Origin of the sequence: Streptomyces sp. NPDC014734 (assembly GCF_043083325.1) — a bacterium.
Lineage (GTDB): Bacteria > Actinomycetota > Actinomycetes > Streptomycetales > Streptomycetaceae > Streptomyces.
Genome location: NZ_JBIBYN010000015.1, coordinates 129,941 through 144,849 on the forward strand (window position 1 = coordinate 129,941; position 14,909 = coordinate 144,849).

Here is a 14,909-nt window from a genome sequence, read left to right on the forward strand (position 1 = left end):
ATTTCGGCCGGAAGACAGCGGTGCGCAATCCCGCCCGAAAGTTGGTATGGACCATTGCGCTGCAGGAATGCCGTTCGGCACCGGAACGCGCACGACGCACTCAAGCCACACTGACGTGATCACGACGATGAGTGACCCGGTGACTCTTGACGGTGACGGATCGGTGACGCAGGTTTGCCCCCGGCGGCACTCCCGCCACTCCCGACCGAAGGGTTTGCACGGTGAGCGAGCAGAGGACGACCGGACCCGACACCCCCGCCCGCCCGGTGCGGGTCAATGCCTGGAACGGCTGGGACCCGCTGCGCCATGTGATCGTCGGCCGCGCGGAGGGCACCGTGGTGCAGGCCCCCGAACACGCGGTGCGCAGGGACTACCCCGACGACGGCTTCCCGCTGGGTACGCACGGCCCGATGCCGGCCGACATGGTCGCCGAGGCCGAGCAGCAGCTCGACGACTTCGCCGCCATGCTGCGCCGGCGCGGCATCCGCGTGGACCGGCCCGCCCCCGTCGACTTCACCCAGCAGGTGGGCACCCCCGAGTGGACCCACGACTCGATGTTCGGCTGCATGCCGCCCCGGGACCTGCTCCTGACGGTCGGCAACGAGGTCCTCGAAGCGACCATGTCCTACCGCAGCCGCTGGTTCGAGTACCTGTGCTACCGGCCGGTGCTCCAGGACCTCTTCGACTCCGACGACCGGATGCGCTGGGAGGCCGCCCCCAAACCGCGTCTCACGGACGCCTCGTACCGGACCGGGTTCTGGGACACGTACAACGACCTGCCGACCGACGTGCAGCTCGCCCGGGTCCGTGACTACGACCTGGTTCTCACCGAGGCCGAGCCCCTCTTCGACGCCGCCGACGTCGCCCGCTTCGGCAAGGACCTGTTCGTCCAGCTCTCGTTCGTCACCAACAGGAGCGGGTACGACTGGCTGCGGCGCCACTTCCCCGACCACCGGGTGCACGCGGTGACCTCGACCAACACCCACCCGCTGCACATCGACGCGACCTGGGTGCCGTTGCGGCCCGGGCTCGTGCTGCACTGCGGGGAACGGCTCGCCGACGCCGAGCTGATGGAGTTCTTCAAGCTCAACGACTGGGAGATCGTGGAGGCCGTCCAACCGGCAAGCTGGGACCATCCGCCGAAGCTGTCCTTCTGCAGCCCGTGGCTCGCCGGGAACATGCTCAACCTCGACGAGAACACCCTGTGTATCGAGGAGAACGAGGTACGGCTCGCGGAGCAGCTGTCGGCGTACGGGTTCGAGATCGTGCCGGTGCCGTTCCGGGCGGTCGGGCCGTTCGGCGGCGGGCTGCACTGCGCGACCGTCGACATCGAACGGGACGGCGAACTGCAGGACTACTTCCCCCGCAGGTACGGGCGATTCTAGGAGCGGGCCGATGCTGGTGGACGGGATCGGCGCGGTCGTCTTCGACTTCTACGGCACACTGGTGCGGATGGTGGAGCCGCTGCCCCCCGACCACCACGGCATCTTCGCCCGCCGGGGCCTCGCGGACCGGGCCGAACTCTGGGGCGACCAGTGGTCGGTGGGGCCCGGCGAGGGCGAGGAGCACACCGCGCACTCCACCGACGAGGCCGCGTACACGGCGTGGGAGCGCGACCGGCTGCGGCGCCGGGCGCGGGCCTGCGGCGTGCCCGGGGAGGCGATCGAGGGGCTGGTCGACGAGCTGGACCGGGCCATGAAGGCCATCCGGCTGGAACTCTTCCCGGACGTGCTCGACGTCCTGGCCGCGCTGCGGGAACGCGGGCTCCTCGTCGGGGTGTGCTCCAACTGGTTCTGGAACCTGGAGGAGTGCGTCGAGGCGACGGGGCTCGGCGGTGCCGTGGACGTGGTGGTGGGCTCGGCCCGGACGGGGGCGCGCAAGCCGCATCCGCTGATCTACCGCGAACTGCTGGAGCGGTGCGCGCTGCCGCCCCGACAGGTCCTGTTCGTCGGGGACATGTGGGTGCCCGACGTACTCGGCCCGCTCGGCGCCGGAATGCGGGCGGTGCACGTGCACCGCCCCGACCGGGCGGTGGAGGGCGCCGCACCTCCGCTGCCCGCCGGGGCGGCACGGATCACCGGGCTGAGGAGCCTGCTCGCGGGGGCGTCGGGGCCCGGTGACGGAGACGGTCCAGGAGGTTGCGGGTGACCCGGACGACCGCCGGGTCCTGCTCGTGCCCGCAGACCACGGGCCAGTCGGTGGTACCGGCCGTGAAGACCGTGCCACCGGCGGTGTAGAGGCCCATGGTGGCGGCGCGGGGGCTGCTGATGGACGGCTCGCGGACGGGGCCGTTCCAGTGGCCCCACTTGAAGTGATGGAAATCCTCGTGCACCGGTTCGAGGACGTGGATTCCGAGAATGAGGAACGACTCCGGAGTCCCGTCCTCCCCGGTGGCGCGGGCGATTTCGTCGCTGTCGTACGCGAAAGCGGCGCCGTCGCATTCATATCCGATGAGAGGTGTTCCCGCGCCCAGCCGGTCGGGGGTTTCCCCGCCTGATCCGTCGCGCAGCCCCGTCCCCTCATAGACCCAGTGGTCGGCATGTTGCACCGTGTATCCGACGCGGGGCCGGTCTCCGGGCCATTCGGTGGCGGGCCACATTCCCCCGTTGCGGAAACTCACTCCGGTGAGCGAGTTCTCCGGCCTTCCGGCACCGTCGGGCCCGGGTGTCCACCACTGGTCCGTTGCGGGAAGGTGCGGGTATTCCTCGCCGACGTGGTGATCGGTGTCGGAAACGAAAGCTGTGCCGTCGTCCGACGGATGTACCCGCCACCAGCACGCGTTGGCGCTGAGAAAGGCGATGTTGCCGCCGCCGCGGACGAATTCCTCCGCGTGGGCGCGCATCGCCCCGCTCCAGTACTCGTCGTGGCCGACGCTCAGCAGCAGGTCGTACGAGGAGAGCAGGCCCGGATCCTCGTGCAGGTCGAGGTCGGTGCAGTACTCGACCGGATAGCCGTGGCGCTCCAGCCAGGCGACGAACGGCGCGTCCCAGTAGGCGAGGTCGATGGCACCGCCCGGCCGGTGGAAGCTGACCCGGTGACCACGTGGTTCGCCGTCCCCGCCCGCCCGGTGCACCGGATGGTCGTACAGGCTCGCGCCCCGTTCCGCACCGGGCCGGTCGGCACGGTTGTAGGCGTGCCGGGTGAAGGTGGACTTCTTGTAGAGGATGCGGGAACGGCTGCCCGGGACGCGCGGGCGTACCACGAAGAACTCCCGTGCGTGCCCTTCGAGATGCTCCATGTCCAGCAGCGGCGGGTCACCGGCCCGGCCGGGCCCGCACTCCACGAATTCGACGACGTGGATTCCCGGCTGCCACTCCTCCGGCACACTGAGGCCGAGCGGCGGCCACCCCCAGTCGTCGGCGGGCGAGGCCGTGCCGGGTATTCCGTCGGGGTGATCCGGTGCGGCGTGCAGGGCGCCGGAGTACTCACCGGATTCCCCGACGGGTACGAGTTCCCTGCCGAGCCGGTAGAACCGGAGCCGGAATCGGGGGGAGTCGGTGGAGATGTGCAAGGACAATTCCCCGCCGACGTCGATGCTTTCACGGCCGACATAACCTTCGATCATGCGGCTCATGCTAGGCAGCCGTCGACGCCACGACAACGGTGTGCCCAACCGGCCATTCGAACCTCTTTTTCGGACACGATGGGTTTTCCTTGAATTCGTTCCGGACTTCTTGGGTACGGCGGAATCCGGCAGGGGCGAAACCGTCCGCCGATGGGTGAGGGGATCAGATGAGCGGCGAATTCCGTGTACGGGAGTTGGTGCTTGGAATCCAGGGGCTCGCGCTGTTGCGCCACGCGGTGGACGGCGACGAGGCGTTTCTGCGGCAACGGGTGTCGGACATCCGCCGCTTCGCTCTCGCGGAGCCGGGGGAGGAGCGGTTGCCGGACGGTGGGGCAGCCGTCAGTGAACTCGACGTGGCCTCGGGGTACGCGGCCTGGTCGGCGGTGTACGACTCGCTGCCCAGTTCCTACATCGAGGTGGAGGAGCCGGTCGTCGCCTCGATCCTTGACGACGTCGCACCGGGCGTCGCGCTGGACGCGGCCTGCGGCACCGGACGACAGTCCCGGGCGCTCGCCGGGCGGGGACACCGCGTGATCGGTGTGGACCAGTCCCCGGAAATGCTGGCCAAGGCCCGGGCGAACACGCCGGAGGCCGACTTCCGGGTCGGGAACCTGGACCGGCTGCCCCTCGAAGACGACTCCGTCGACCTCGCGGTCTGCTCGCTCGCCATGACCCACCTGCCCGACCTCGTCCCCGGCGCCGCGGAACTCGCCCGGGTGGTAAGGCCGGGCGGGCGGATCGTCGTCACCGACCTGCATCCGTTCGTGATCGCCCTCCAGGGGCAGTGCCTCTTCGTGAACGGCTCCGACGAGCTGGCGTTCGTCCGCAATCACGTCCACCTGCCCGGCCGCTACCTGGAAGCGTTCGGGCGGGCCGGCCTGCGGGTGCGCGCCTGTCACGAGCCGCTGTTCAACGGACGGCTCGCGCCCGGCGGATACGAGGAGTACATCGCGGACGCGGCCCGCGCCGCCTGGGACGGACTGCCGATCGTCATCGTCTGGGACCTGGAAGTCCCCGCGTAGAAAGGGAGCCGGACCCGATGGCCCTGACACTGGTACGGCACACACAACGGCCCGAGCTGTGGGACCGCATCCCGGAGCGGTTCGCCGGTGTGGTGCCCGAGTACAACCTGCACGGCGACATCAACGGCGACTACTGGAACCGGCTGTTCGAGGACTTCCCCGAGTTCCAGTTCCTGCTGTACGACGACGAGGACGAGGTGATCGCCGGAGCGGGCCGCTCACTGCCCCGCAGCTGGGACGGCACGGCGGCGGATCTCGGACCGGGCCTGGACGACTCGATCGCGCGGGCCTTCGCGGACCGGGACGCCGGGCGCGCCCCCGGGGCGCTGTGCGCGCTGGGCATCGAGGTCGCCGAGGACCACCAGGGCAGAGGCCTGTCCAAGGTCCTGCTCGACGCGATGACCGAAACCGCCCGGTGCGCCGGCCTGGGAACCGTCCTGGTGCCGGTCAGACCCACCTGGAAGGACCGGTACCCCCTCGCGCCGGTCGAGCGGTACGCGGCGTGGACCCGCGAGGACGGAACCCCGTTCGACCCGTGGATCCGCACCCAGGTCGGCGCGGGAGGCACGGTCGCGGCGGCGTCCGGGCGCTCCTCGCGGATCACCGGGACGGTGGCCGAGTGGGAGAGCTGGACGGGCATGGCGTTCCCCGACTCCGGGGAGTACGTCTTCCCCGGTGGGCTCGCACCGCTCCACATCGACCGGGAACAGGACGTGGGCGCGTACTGGGAACCCGGGGTGTGGATCACCCACCCCGTCCGCGCCTGAGAACCTGCCGGGTGACCTCCGACCGGGCGGACACGGCATGGCACGCGCGCCTCCGGCGCTGCCGGGATGACCGAGTGGCCCCGCCACCGGGCCTTCCCGGCGCCCTGGAACCGCACGCACCATGCCGGTCCGCTTTCCGGCCGAGGGCCACCCGACGGCCTCTCAGCCTGTTCCCCCGCCCCCCCCCGGCGGCAGGTTCTCCGTGAGGTCCGTCGGCAGGTCGAGCGCGCCTTCGCGTGGCCGCACCGGATCGGACGACTGCGCATCCGCCGCGAACGGCGCGCCGGCCCTCGTCCGGGCCTGCCCCAACCGGCCTGCGGCCTCATCTGCCCGCGCCGCCGCGCGCATCGTGCCGAGGCGACCGGTCAGGTCAGGGTGATCGGGTTGGTGAGTGCGGCGACGTGCCCGTCGGGACGGCGGACCTCGACGCGGACGAACGCCGATTCCTCCGCCGTCGTGTGCCACTGCGCCACTCCCGCTCCGTCGCCGGGAAGCGACACATGGTGGACCTTCCCCCGGTCGGTGTGAAAGCTGACGGCCGCCGACGGCACACCCGTCACCGCTGCCCGCGCCTCGACCCGCCCACCGCGAGTCGCGAACTGTTCGCCCACGCCGACGACGCGACCGCCGACGCCGAGGGTGAACGATACGTGCACCTGCGCCGACTCGGCGATCCAGCTTCGGCCCGAGCGGATCCCGTCGAGGACCGCCCGGGTACTCAGCTCCTCGGCCAGGACCACGGTGTGCGGGACGCCGATCTGGCCCTCCAGATGTGTGTCGCTGTTGCCCATCGCCGGCCGCCAGGTGCCCGTCCGGACATCGGCAGCGAGGCTCCGGTCCCACTCGGCCAGCGCTACCTCGTTGTCGGCGTTCCAGGGCCGGTCCGAAGCCCACAGGCCATTCCACACCTCCACCACGTCGAAGCCCCGGAAGGGGAACATGAAGTCGCCCGACGGAAAGGGCGCGTGGGGATGCGCGGCCACGCACAGACCCCCCACTCGATGGACCTGATCCAGACACCGATCGATCAGTCCGTCCCCGACCCGGTGGTTCCAGTCGACGACCTGACCGGGGCCGATGCCGAGCGCAAGCCAGTGCCCGGTCCTCGTGGTCACCTCCTCACCCAGCACTATCAGGAAGTCGTCAGCGGCCAGCTGCGCCCACACACCGGGTGCCGCGGCGGAGTTGTGCTCCGTCGTCGCGATGAAGTCGAGCCCGGCGAGCCGTGCCCGCGACGCCAGCTCTTCGGGAGCGAGCTCTCCGTCCGAGTGGACGGAGTGGACATGGCAGTCCCCGCGGTACCAGCCCGCCCCGCGTCCCCGCGCCCGTACCGGCGGGAAGTCCGAACTCGACAAGGTTCTCCTCCTCCAATGGCCTGTGGACAGGACGTCCGGGCGGAGCAACCGGTTCCGTGACACCTCCGGCACGAGGAACAGGCACCGGGCATCCCGCCACGACGCGGGCAGCACCGTCCGGCGCGGGACAACGCCTGCCGCCCGCGACGGTTACAGAGTTGAGGAGTGGGCCCGGAGGAGGTCCTCGCCGGTGCGGACGGCGCTCTCTGCCAGTGCGGCCATCGACCGGACCTCGTCCGGGCCCGCCTCGGGACGCCGCTCGGGCGGCAGTCCGGCGGGCCCGGCGGTGGCGATGGCGGAGCGCCGCATTCTGCCGAGCGCGGCCCCGGGCACGCCGTCGGGGGCGGGCCCGAGACCGCGGGCGGCGTGGGCGGCCTGCCGTCCGAGCAGCAGGCAGTGCGTCCACAACTCCTCGGCGAAGGGCCTGCCGAACGTGTCCGCCACCCGAGCCACCAGGTCCTCCGGGAGGTGCGCCGCCCGCGCGGCGTCGACGCTCTCCTCCGTGAGCCCGGTCGCGGGCAGGGCCTCGCGCCAGGGGTGGTGTCCGCGCCCGCCGTCGGCGTCCTTCTCCTGGCCGGCCAGCCGGATGAAGCCCTCCCCGTACCGCATGTACGGAATCCAGCCGGGCTCCTCCAGCACCCTTCCGCGAGCGAGCAGGGGTTCGGCGTCCGCGGCGGAGGTGGGGCAGACCGCGAGCCGGATGCCCTGGGCGGCGTGACCGTTGATGCTGCTGGTACCGATGTGCTCGACGACGTTCGGCACGGCGAGCAGACCCATCCTGCCGCGTCCCCGGAAGAACACGGAGAACAGTTCGTCGTCGTGCCGCTCGGCACTGCCCCGCGCGAACGCCCGGAAGGCGGTGGCCGTCGCGAACGGCAGACACACGGCCAGGGACGGCGTGAACTCGTCGGGAACGGCCCGCACCCAGGAGGCACCCGCGAGCGCTGCCAGGCGCGCGGCGCCACCGTTGCGGGCATGCCAGTTGGTGTAGAACACCAACGCCTCGTCGGGGAACCGGGAAACGGCTTCGGCGACGATCTCCAGCAGCTCGGCGGGCGCGTCGACATCGTCCTGGACGACGAGGTGGTGACCCGCCCCGGGACTCGCCGCCGACCAGGCGACCAGAGCGGTGCGCAGAGCGGAGGGCGAACCCTGCGGATCGGGGTCGACGGCCAGGCCGTCGAGCCCCAGCCGGTCCGCGAGGTCCTGGGCCTGGGCGAGACGAACGGGATGGGTCATGACGGCCGAACTCGGAAGAATCCTGGTCACCTGGGTCACGATGCGCTCCTCGGCAAGGGGTCGCCGGTCATGCTCGCAGAGCACGGGCGGACCGGGAGCGGCACGCCGGGAGTTTGGCCGGATCAGGGACGGTAGCGGCTGCCCCAATGGGAACGGGCGAGGGGCTCACCGTCGACGGAGAACCGAACGGCGCGATGAGGCCCCGGGCCGGACGCCTCGACGCCCGCTGCGTACGGCCGGCGGCGGCGAAGGAGCAGCACGGTGACGACGAGCCAGCACAGGCCGATGACGCCGTCGGCGTACAGGACGATGGCCAACGGCAGACGGCTCGCGCCGTGGACGGCGGCCACCGCGAGCGCCGAGACACCGGTGCCGGCCGCGAACAACAGGTATCGCACAGACTGCCGCACCGTGAACGCCTCTCGTCCGTCAGACCGCCGTAGAGCAGTGAACGACAGACTGCCCGGATCTGTGACGGCCCAATCCGGCCAGCTGTTCGGCAAATCGCCGCACCTCGGCCGCGCGCCGTCCTTCGCCGAGAACCCGTCCGTTTCCGGGCGGGACGCCGCCCGGCCCGGACCCGGCCGCCGCGTCGGCCGATGGCCTTCGCGGCTGGGCCGAAAGTCTCGGGTCCGGCGACTTTGGTGGCCTCCATGTCCTCGAAGCCCGGGATCCCCGGCCGGGCTGAGTAGTTTCGTCGTATGACGCGTACGGAGTACCGCTGGCTGTTGCCCTCGGCCATGGCCGACCCCGAGCTGCCCGGAGACCGGGGCGGCAGAGCGCGAAGGACCGTGCGGGACTGGATCGTCGACATCACCGCCTTCCTCTGCGCGGCGCTGATCGGCATGCTCGCGATGACGACGATCGACGCCGACCACACCACCCCGGACGGCGTCGTCCTCGCCGACGGCCTCGTCGGGGCGGCGGCCTGCTGCACGCTGTGGGTGCGGCGCCGGTGGCCGGTCGGTGTCGCGCTGGGGCTGACACTGGTCTCCGTCGTCGAACCGACCTCGGCGGGGGCGCTGCTCGTGTCCCTGTTCAGCCTGGCGGTGCACCGCCCGTTCCGGCCGGTGGCGGCCGTGCTGGTGCTCAACCTCGCCCTCGCCCCGGTGCAGCCGTATCTGCGCCCGGACCCGAACAGCTCCCTCGTCGAATCCGTGGTCATCGGTGTGCTCCTGTGCCTGCTGGTGGTCGGCTGGGGCATGTTCGTGCGGTCCAGACGCCAACTGGTCGTGACCCTGCACGAGCGGGCCCGCCGGGCCGAGAGCGAGGCGGCGCTCCGCGCCGAACAGGCGCAGCGACTGGCCCGGGAGGCCATCGCCCGGGAGATGCACGACGTCCTCGCCCACCGGCTGACGCTCCTCAGCGTCCACGCGGGCGCCCTCGAATTCCGTCCCGACGCCCCGACGGCCGAGGTGGCGCGGGCCGCCGGGGTCATCAGGGACAGCGCGCACGAGGCGCTCCAGGACCTCCGGGAGATCATCGGGGTCCTGCGCAGCCCCGGCGAGAGCGACGGCGACCGGCCGCAACCCACCCTCGCCACCCTGGACTCGTTGATCAGCGAGTCCAGGGAGGCCGGCATGAAGGTGACCCTCGACAGCCGCGTCACCGACCGGGCCGGGGCACCCGCCGCCACCGGACGCACGGTCTACCGCATCGCCCAGGAGGCGCTGACCAACGCCCGCAAGCACGCACCGGGCACCGAGGTGGTCGTCACGGTCCGCGGCGGTCCGGGCGACGGACTCACCGTCGAGGTACGCAACCCGGCGCCCGCCGAACCCTTCCAGCGGGTACCCGGCTCCGGGCAGGGGCTGATCGGCCTCACGGAACGTGCCACCCTGGCCGGGGGGCGCCTCGATCACGGGCCCGATCCGGACGGCGGCTTCCGCGTCCGGGCCTGGCTGCCGTGGCCGCCCGGGACACCGACCGGGCCCTGACGGACCGGGGCGAACGGTGCATCGCGCCGCGGGTGGCCGACGGGCGCCGGGTCGACGCCCTACCGTTGCCGTCATGACGACCCCGCCCGCCGAGGACCCCGCGGCACCGCCGGTCCGGCTGCTCATCGTGGACGACGACCCGCTCGTACGGGCCGGGCTCACCTTCATGCTCGGCGGGGCCGAGGACCTCGCCATCGTGGGGGAGGGGGCCGACGGGTCGGAGGTGCCGGACCTCGTGGACCGGCTGCGCCCCGACGTGGTCCTGATGGACATCCGGATGCCGACCGTCGACGGGCTGTCGGCGACGGAGACGCTGCGGGCGCGGCCCGGCGCGCCGGAGATCATCGTTCTGACGACGTTCCACGCCGACGAGCACGTGCTCCGGGCGATTCGCGCCGGAGCCGCCGGCTTCGTCCTCAAGGACACGCCCCCGGCACAGATCGTCGACGCGGTGCGCCGGGTGGCGTCCGGCGATCCGGTGCTGTCGCCCGCCGTGACCCGCCGGCTCATGGACCACGCCGCCGGGACGGGGCCGGGGAACGGCTGGGGCGACCGGGCGGACCGCACCGACCGGGCACGGCAGCGGATCGCCGCACTCGGCGAGCGGGAGCGCGAGGTGGCGACCGCCGTCGGCCGCGGTCGCTCCAACGCCGAGATCGCCGGCGAGCTCTATCTGAGCGTGGCGACGGTGAAGACCCAGGTCTCCAGAATCCTGGCGAGGTTCGGCCTCAACAACCGTGTCCAGATCGCGCTGCTGGTGCACGACGCGGGTCTGCTCGACGACGGCGGCGACGGCACGCCGTGAGCCGGGCGGGCGGCGGTACCGCCCGGTGCCGTCCCGCGGCCCGGTCGAGGCCGGTGCCCGGACGGAGAGTTTCGGCCGGAGCGCGTCCGATACACCTGTCCCGGTGTGATCGCGACGGCCGTAGGGTGAACCGGTCGGTCCCCAGGGATCGAGCCGATCAGACCGGGAGGGGCGCTCACATGTCCGATGCCAGCAAGCAGGTCGATCTCGATCTGCGAGGGATCGAGGACTTCACCGCGAATCCCTACCCGTACTACGCGGAGCTGCGTGCCCGGGGTCCCGTCCACACCGTCCGCACCGACGAGTTCGAGCGGGTCTGGCTCGTGGTGGGCTACGACGAGGGCCGTGCGACCCTCGCCGACCCGCGGTTCTCCAAGGAGTGGCGGGGGCTGGTGGACCGGCCCGAGGGGGACGACCCGATCTACGCGAACATGCTGGAGCTGGACGCGCCCCGTCACACCCGGCTGCGCAAGCTGGTCACCCGGGAGTTCACCGCCCGCCGGGTCGAGGCCCTGCGCCCCCGTGTCCAGCAGATCACCGACGAGCTCCTCGACGCGATGCTGCCCGCCGGGCGCGCCGATCTCGTGGACGCGCTCGCCTTCCCGCTGCCGATAACGGTCATCTGCGAACTGATCGGCGTGCCGGACCTGGACCGGAACACGTTCCGCCGGTTGTCGAACGACGTCGTCACCCCGTCCGCGCCGGACCAGGAGGGCGAGGCCGTGGCAGCCATGGGCGCGTACCTCGGCGAACTCATCGGGGACAAGCGGTGCTCGCCCGGCGACGACCTGATGAGCGCGCTGGTCAGGACCCGCGACGAGGACGGGGACGCGCTGTCGCCCGACGAACTCGTGGGCATGGCCTTCCTGCTGCTCGTCGCCGGGCACGAGACCACGGTCAACCTGATCTCCAACGGGGTACGGGCGTTGCTCGACCACCCGGACCAACTTGCCGCGCTCCGTGCGGACCTCGGCCTGATCGACGGCGCGGTCGAGGAGATGCTGCGCTACGACGGTCCGGTGGAGACGGCCACGTTCCGCTTCCCGCGCGAGCCTGTCGAGATCGGCGGGCGGACCGTTCCGGCGGGGGAGCCGTTGCTGGTCTGCCTTGCCGGTGCCGACCGCGATCCCGGCCGTTTCCCGGAGCCGGACCGCTTCGACATCCGTCGCGAGGCCCACGGGCACGTGGCCTTCGGACACGGCATGCACTTCTGTCTGGGGGCGCCGCTTGCCCGGCTGGAGGGCCGGATCGCGATCCGCACCCTGCTGGAGCGCTGCCCCGGCCTCGCGCCGGACGACGACGCGTGGCTGTCGGACTGGCGCCCGGGGCTGCTGATCCGAGGGACCCGGACGTTGCCCGTGCGCTGGTGAGGTGCGAAGCTCTGCCATGACCGAACTCGATTTGCAGATGGCGCGGAAGGTTCTCGACAGTCAGCCGTTCAGCGGACTCGTCGGAGCACGGATCACCGCCTTCGGCGACGGCGCCGCCACACTCGAAGTGGACATGCGCCAGGAACTCCAGCAGCAGAACGGCTTCCTGCACGGCGGTGTCCTCGCCTACGCCGCCGACAACTCGATCACCTTCGCCGCCGGTACGACACTCGGCCCGGCGGTGCTCACCGGCGGCTTCTCCGTCCAGTACGTCCGGCCCGCCACCGGGCGCACGCTGATCGCCCGCGCGGAGGTCGTGCACACCGGGCGACGGCAGGCCGTGGTCCGCTGCGAGCTGTTCGCGGCGGGGGAGGACGGGGCGGAGGCGCTCTGCGCCGTCGCCCAGGGGACGGTGCTGTCCGCCGCGTCGTCCTGACGGGCCATCGGACGGACGGGGCGCGAAGCGGTGGGCCGGAGCCTGCCGGGTGCACTCCGGCCGGGCGCTCGAAGCTCACCCGGCAGGCTCTCAGCCGGGTACCGGGGAGCCGGGGCGGACGGTCGCCCCGGCGATGATCTCCGCGATCCGCACCGGTCGCCTCTCCCGGCGCGACAGCTCGCACGCCTCGGCGATCAGCAGTGCCCGCCACGCCTCCCCGCCGTCGCACGGGTTGGGCAGTTCGCCGTGCACCAGCCGGACGAACGCGTCCATCTCCGCCTCGTACGCCGGGGCGAATCGTTCCAGGAAGCCGGGCCAGGGACGCGGTGGCGCGCTGCGGCGGCCCGGTTCGGCGGAGGTGAGCGGCGTCCGGTCGTCCAGACCGACGGTGATCTGGCCCGTCTCGCCCGCGAGTTCCATGCGTACGTCGTAGCCGGCGCCGTTGCAGCGGGTGGCCGACGCCGTGGCCAGGGTGCCGTCGTCGAGGGTCAGCAGCACGGCCGCCGTGTCCACGTCGCCGGCCGCCCGGAACATCGCGGGCCCGGCATCCGATCCGACGGCGTACACCTCCGTCACCTCACGGCCCGTCACCCATCGCAGCATGTCGAAGTCATGGACCAGACAGTCCCGGTACAGCCCCCCGGAGAGCGGCAGGTACGCGGCGGGCGGCGGTGCCGGGTCCATGGTCGTCGCCCGCACGGTGTGCAGCCGGCCCAGCACCCCCGATCGCACCGCGTCGCGCGCGGCCCGATAGCCCGCGTCGAACCTGCGCATGAAACCCAGCTGAAGAACGCCTCCCGTCTCCTCGACCTCGCGCAGCGCGCGCAGCGTCCCCGGCAGGTCCAGCGCGATGGGTTTCTCGCAGAACACGGGCAGCCCCGCCCGCGCGGCCCGCACGATCAGGTCCGTGTGCGCCGACGTGGCGGAGGCGATCACCACGGCGTCCACGCCCGCGGCCCACACGTCGTCCGTACCGTCGGCCGCCGTCGCGCCGAGACGGTCCGCGACGCGAGCGGCCCGGGCCCCGTCGGTGTCGGTCACCACCAACGCGTCCACGCGTGGGTGGCGGCTCAGCACGTCCGCGTGGAAGGAACCGATCCGGCCGGTGCCGATGAGTCCGATGCGCATGGACCCAACGTGCCGTTCGCTCCTCGCGCTGTCAACTATATGTCCTGACAAATTGGCATTGTCAGGTGGTCGTGTTGTCCGGACAACCGGACACCATGACGTCCGGACAGCATGACTTCCGGATGCCATGACTTCCGGAGGTTCTGACGTCGGCGCTACCCTCCACCCGTGCCCAAACCCACCACCGACCCCGCCGCGCTCGAACTGGGGGTGGACCGCGCCAGCCCGGTTCCGCTCTACTACCAGCTCGCCCAGCAGCTGGAAGCGGCCGTCGAACAGGGCAGGCTCGCCCCCGGAAGCCTCCTCGGCAACGAGATCGACCTCGCCGCCCGGCTCGGTCTGTCCCGGCCCACCGTCCGCCAGGCCATCCAGTCACTCGTCGACAAGGGGATGATGGTGCGCCGCCGCGGTGTCGGCACCCAGGTCGTGCACACCGGGGTCCGGCGGCCGCTCGAACTGAGCAGCCTGTACGACGACCTCGCGGCCACCGGCGGTCGCCCCACCACCCGCGTCCTGCGCAACACCGTGGAGCCCGCCCCGCCCCGGGTCGCCGACGCGCTCGGTGTCCCGGAGGGCAGCGACGTCCACCTCGTCGAGCGGCTGCGGTACACGCACGGCGAGCCGCTGGCGCTGCTGCGCAACCACCTGCCGGCCGGGATCCTCGACCCGGACACCGAGCGGCTGGAGGCCACCGGCCTCCACCGGCTGATCCGCGGCGCGGGCATCGCCCTGCACAGCGCCCACCAGGTCATCGGCGCCCGGCTCGCCACCGCGCAGGAGGCCGCCGCGCTCGCCGAGACCGAGGGCGCCGCGGTGCTGACCATGGACCGCACCACCTTCGACGACACCGGGCGCCCGGTCGAGTGCGGATCCCACGTCTACCGGGCCTCCCGCTACTCCTTCGACCTCCGGCTGCTCGTCCGGTGACGGCACCCGCCGGCCGCTCCCGCGGCCCGTTCCCCTCCGGCCGTCGGTCCCGTGACGACCGTCACGCGAACCGTTGACGCCGGGCGCGCCCACCGCTAGAACTGCCGTCGGGGAACCCGGGACCGGTGTCCGCCGGACCGGCGTCCCGTCCCCCGGCGACCGCGCCCCCGCAGCGGGAGGAGAGCCGTACGCACCACCCGGAGGCCTCCGGCGCGCCGCCGCGTAACACCCCGGTGCCGACCCGCGTGCCCCGCCCTGCCGGGCGGCTCCGTCGCCGTCTCGGTGATACTTGGGCAGCCGGGTCGGGCGCGGAACACCTCCGGCCGACCGCACAGCACAGCGAGCAGCACAAGAAGGG

14 protein-coding genes are annotated in these 14,909 nt (G+C 72.2%); 9 read left to right on the forward strand and 5 right to left on the reverse strand.

Features of this window, described 5'->3' with window-relative positions; all coding sequences use genetic code 11:
* Nucleotides 1-221: 221 nt before the first annotated feature.
* Together ACF1CT_RS23400 and ACF1CT_RS23405 are read left to right on the forward strand one after the other, a co-directional pair.
* Entirely contained in the window at nucleotides 222-1,385 is a 1,164-nt protein-coding gene (locus tag ACF1CT_RS23400; protein WP_391785858.1) for a serine/threonine protein kinase, read from the forward strand.
* A gap of 10 nt (nucleotides 1,386-1,395) precedes the next feature.
* Nucleotides 1,396-2,148 carry an HAD family hydrolase gene (locus ACF1CT_RS23405; RefSeq protein WP_391785859.1) on the forward strand — a complete coding sequence of 251 codons (753 nt, stop codon included), beginning with the start codon at nucleotides 1,396-1,398 and terminating at the stop codon, nucleotides 2,146-2,148.
* Here the strand turns inward: ACF1CT_RS23405 and ACF1CT_RS23410 are convergent.
* Nucleotides 2,075-3,565, reverse strand: a complete 1,491-nt coding sequence (locus ACF1CT_RS23410) for a N,N-dimethylformamidase beta subunit family domain-containing protein (protein ID WP_391785860.1) — start codon at nucleotides 3,563-3,565, stop codon at nucleotides 2,075-2,077. The two genes, ACF1CT_RS23405 and ACF1CT_RS23410, sit on opposite strands and share 74 nt — an antisense overlap.
* Before the next feature lie 167 nt (nucleotides 3,566-3,732).
* Between ACF1CT_RS23410 and ACF1CT_RS23415 the strand changes: the two genes are divergently transcribed.
* Together ACF1CT_RS23415 and ACF1CT_RS23420 are read left to right on the forward strand one after the other, a co-directional pair.
* Entirely contained in the window at nucleotides 3,733-4,587 is an 855-nt protein-coding gene (locus ACF1CT_RS23415; RefSeq protein ID WP_391785861.1) for a class I SAM-dependent methyltransferase, read from the forward strand.
* Nucleotides 4,588-4,604: 17 nt separating this feature from the next.
* Entirely contained in the window at nucleotides 4,605-5,354 is a 750-nt protein-coding gene (locus tag ACF1CT_RS23420) for a GNAT family N-acetyltransferase (protein WP_391785862.1), read from the forward strand.
* Between the two features lie 365 nt (nucleotides 5,355-5,719).
* On the opposite strand, the gene ACF1CT_RS23425 is transcribed toward ACF1CT_RS23420, so the two are convergent.
* From ACF1CT_RS23425 to ACF1CT_RS23435, 3 genes are all read right to left on the reverse strand, one after another.
* On the reverse strand, nucleotides 5,720-6,709 hold the full coding sequence (locus ACF1CT_RS23425; protein ID WP_391785863.1) for a CehA/McbA family metallohydrolase: 990 nt from the start codon (nucleotides 6,707-6,709) through the stop codon (nucleotides 5,720-5,722).
* 150 nt (nucleotides 6,710-6,859) lie between these two features.
* A complete protein-coding gene (locus ACF1CT_RS23430) occupies nucleotides 6,860-7,987 on the reverse strand; it encodes a hypothetical protein (RefSeq protein WP_391785864.1) in 1,128 nt (375 codons plus the stop codon).
* Nucleotides 7,988-8,070: 83 nt separating this feature from the next.
* Nucleotides 8,071-8,358, reverse strand: coding sequence for a hypothetical protein (locus tag ACF1CT_RS23435; protein ID WP_391785865.1), 288 nt, complete (start codon nucleotides 8,356-8,358; stop codon nucleotides 8,071-8,073).
* 291 nt (nucleotides 8,359-8,649) lie between these two features.
* Between ACF1CT_RS23435 and ACF1CT_RS23440 the strand changes: the two genes are divergently transcribed.
* The 4 genes from ACF1CT_RS23440 to ACF1CT_RS23455 all read left to right on the forward strand — a co-directional run bounded on the left by ACF1CT_RS23440 (nucleotide 8,650) and on the right by ACF1CT_RS23455 (nucleotide 12,496).
* The gene (locus ACF1CT_RS23440) at nucleotides 8,650-9,885 is read left to right on the forward strand and encodes a sensor histidine kinase (protein WP_391785866.1); all 1,236 of its coding nucleotides are present in this window, start codon (nucleotides 8,650-8,652) and stop codon (nucleotides 9,883-9,885) included.
* Between the two features lie 73 nt (nucleotides 9,886-9,958).
* On the forward strand, nucleotides 9,959-10,690 hold the full coding sequence (locus tag ACF1CT_RS23445; RefSeq protein ID WP_391785867.1) for a response regulator: 732 nt from the start codon (nucleotides 9,959-9,961) through the stop codon (nucleotides 10,688-10,690).
* A 179-nt stretch (nucleotides 10,691-10,869) separates the two neighbouring features.
* A complete protein-coding gene (locus ACF1CT_RS23450; protein ID WP_391785868.1) occupies nucleotides 10,870-12,060 on the forward strand; it encodes a cytochrome P450 in 1,191 nt (396 codons plus the stop codon).
* Between the two features lie 16 nt (nucleotides 12,061-12,076).
* Nucleotides 12,077-12,496, forward strand: a complete 420-nt coding sequence (locus ACF1CT_RS23455) for a PaaI family thioesterase (protein ID WP_391785869.1) — start codon at nucleotides 12,077-12,079, stop codon at nucleotides 12,494-12,496.
* Between the two features lie 90 nt (nucleotides 12,497-12,586).
* On the opposite strand, the gene ACF1CT_RS23460 is transcribed toward ACF1CT_RS23455, so the two are convergent.
* On the reverse strand, nucleotides 12,587-13,624 hold the full coding sequence (locus ACF1CT_RS23460; protein WP_391785870.1) for a Gfo/Idh/MocA family oxidoreductase: 1,038 nt from the start codon (nucleotides 13,622-13,624) through the stop codon (nucleotides 12,587-12,589).
* Nucleotides 13,625-13,834: 210 nt separating this feature from the next.
* On the opposite strand from ACF1CT_RS23460, the gene ACF1CT_RS23465 reads away from it, so the two are divergent.
* Nucleotides 13,835-14,551 carry a GntR family transcriptional regulator gene (locus tag ACF1CT_RS23465; protein WP_391785916.1) on the forward strand — a complete coding sequence of 239 codons (717 nt, stop codon included), beginning with the start codon at nucleotides 13,835-13,837 and terminating at the stop codon, nucleotides 14,549-14,551.
* Nucleotides 14,552-14,909 lie beyond the last annotated feature (358 nt).

What these genes read in the sequence shown, in the direction of transcription:
- ACF1CT_RS23445 (WP_391785867.1), top strand. Translation starts at nt 9,959, where the DNA reads ATGACGACCCCGCCCGCCGAGGACCCCGCGGCACCGCCGGTCCGGCTG.
- ACF1CT_RS23455 (WP_391785869.1), top strand. Translation starts at nt 12,077, where the DNA reads ATGACCGAACTCGATTTGCAGATGGCGCGGAAGGTTCTCGACAGTCAG.
- ACF1CT_RS23460 (WP_391785870.1), bottom strand. Translation starts at nt 13,624, where the DNA reads ATGCGCATCGGACTCATCGGCACCGGCCGGATCGGTTCCTTCCACGCG.
- ACF1CT_RS23440 (WP_391785866.1), top strand. Translation starts at nt 8,650, where the DNA reads ATGACGCGTACGGAGTACCGCTGGCTGTTGCCCTCGGCCATGGCCGAC.
- ACF1CT_RS23410 (WP_391785860.1), bottom strand. Translation starts at nt 3,565, where the DNA reads ATGATCGAAGGTTATGTCGGCCGTGAAAGCATCGACGTCGGCGGGGAA.
- ACF1CT_RS23450 (WP_391785868.1), top strand. Translation starts at nt 10,870, where the DNA reads ATGTCCGATGCCAGCAAGCAGGTCGATCTCGATCTGCGAGGGATCGAG.
- ACF1CT_RS23405 (WP_391785859.1), top strand. Translation starts at nt 1,396, where the DNA reads ATGCTGGTGGACGGGATCGGCGCGGTCGTCTTCGACTTCTACGGCACA.
- ACF1CT_RS23415 (WP_391785861.1), top strand. Translation starts at nt 3,733, where the DNA reads ATGAGCGGCGAATTCCGTGTACGGGAGTTGGTGCTTGGAATCCAGGGG.
- ACF1CT_RS23420 (WP_391785862.1), top strand. Translation starts at nt 4,605, where the DNA reads ATGGCCCTGACACTGGTACGGCACACACAACGGCCCGAGCTGTGGGAC.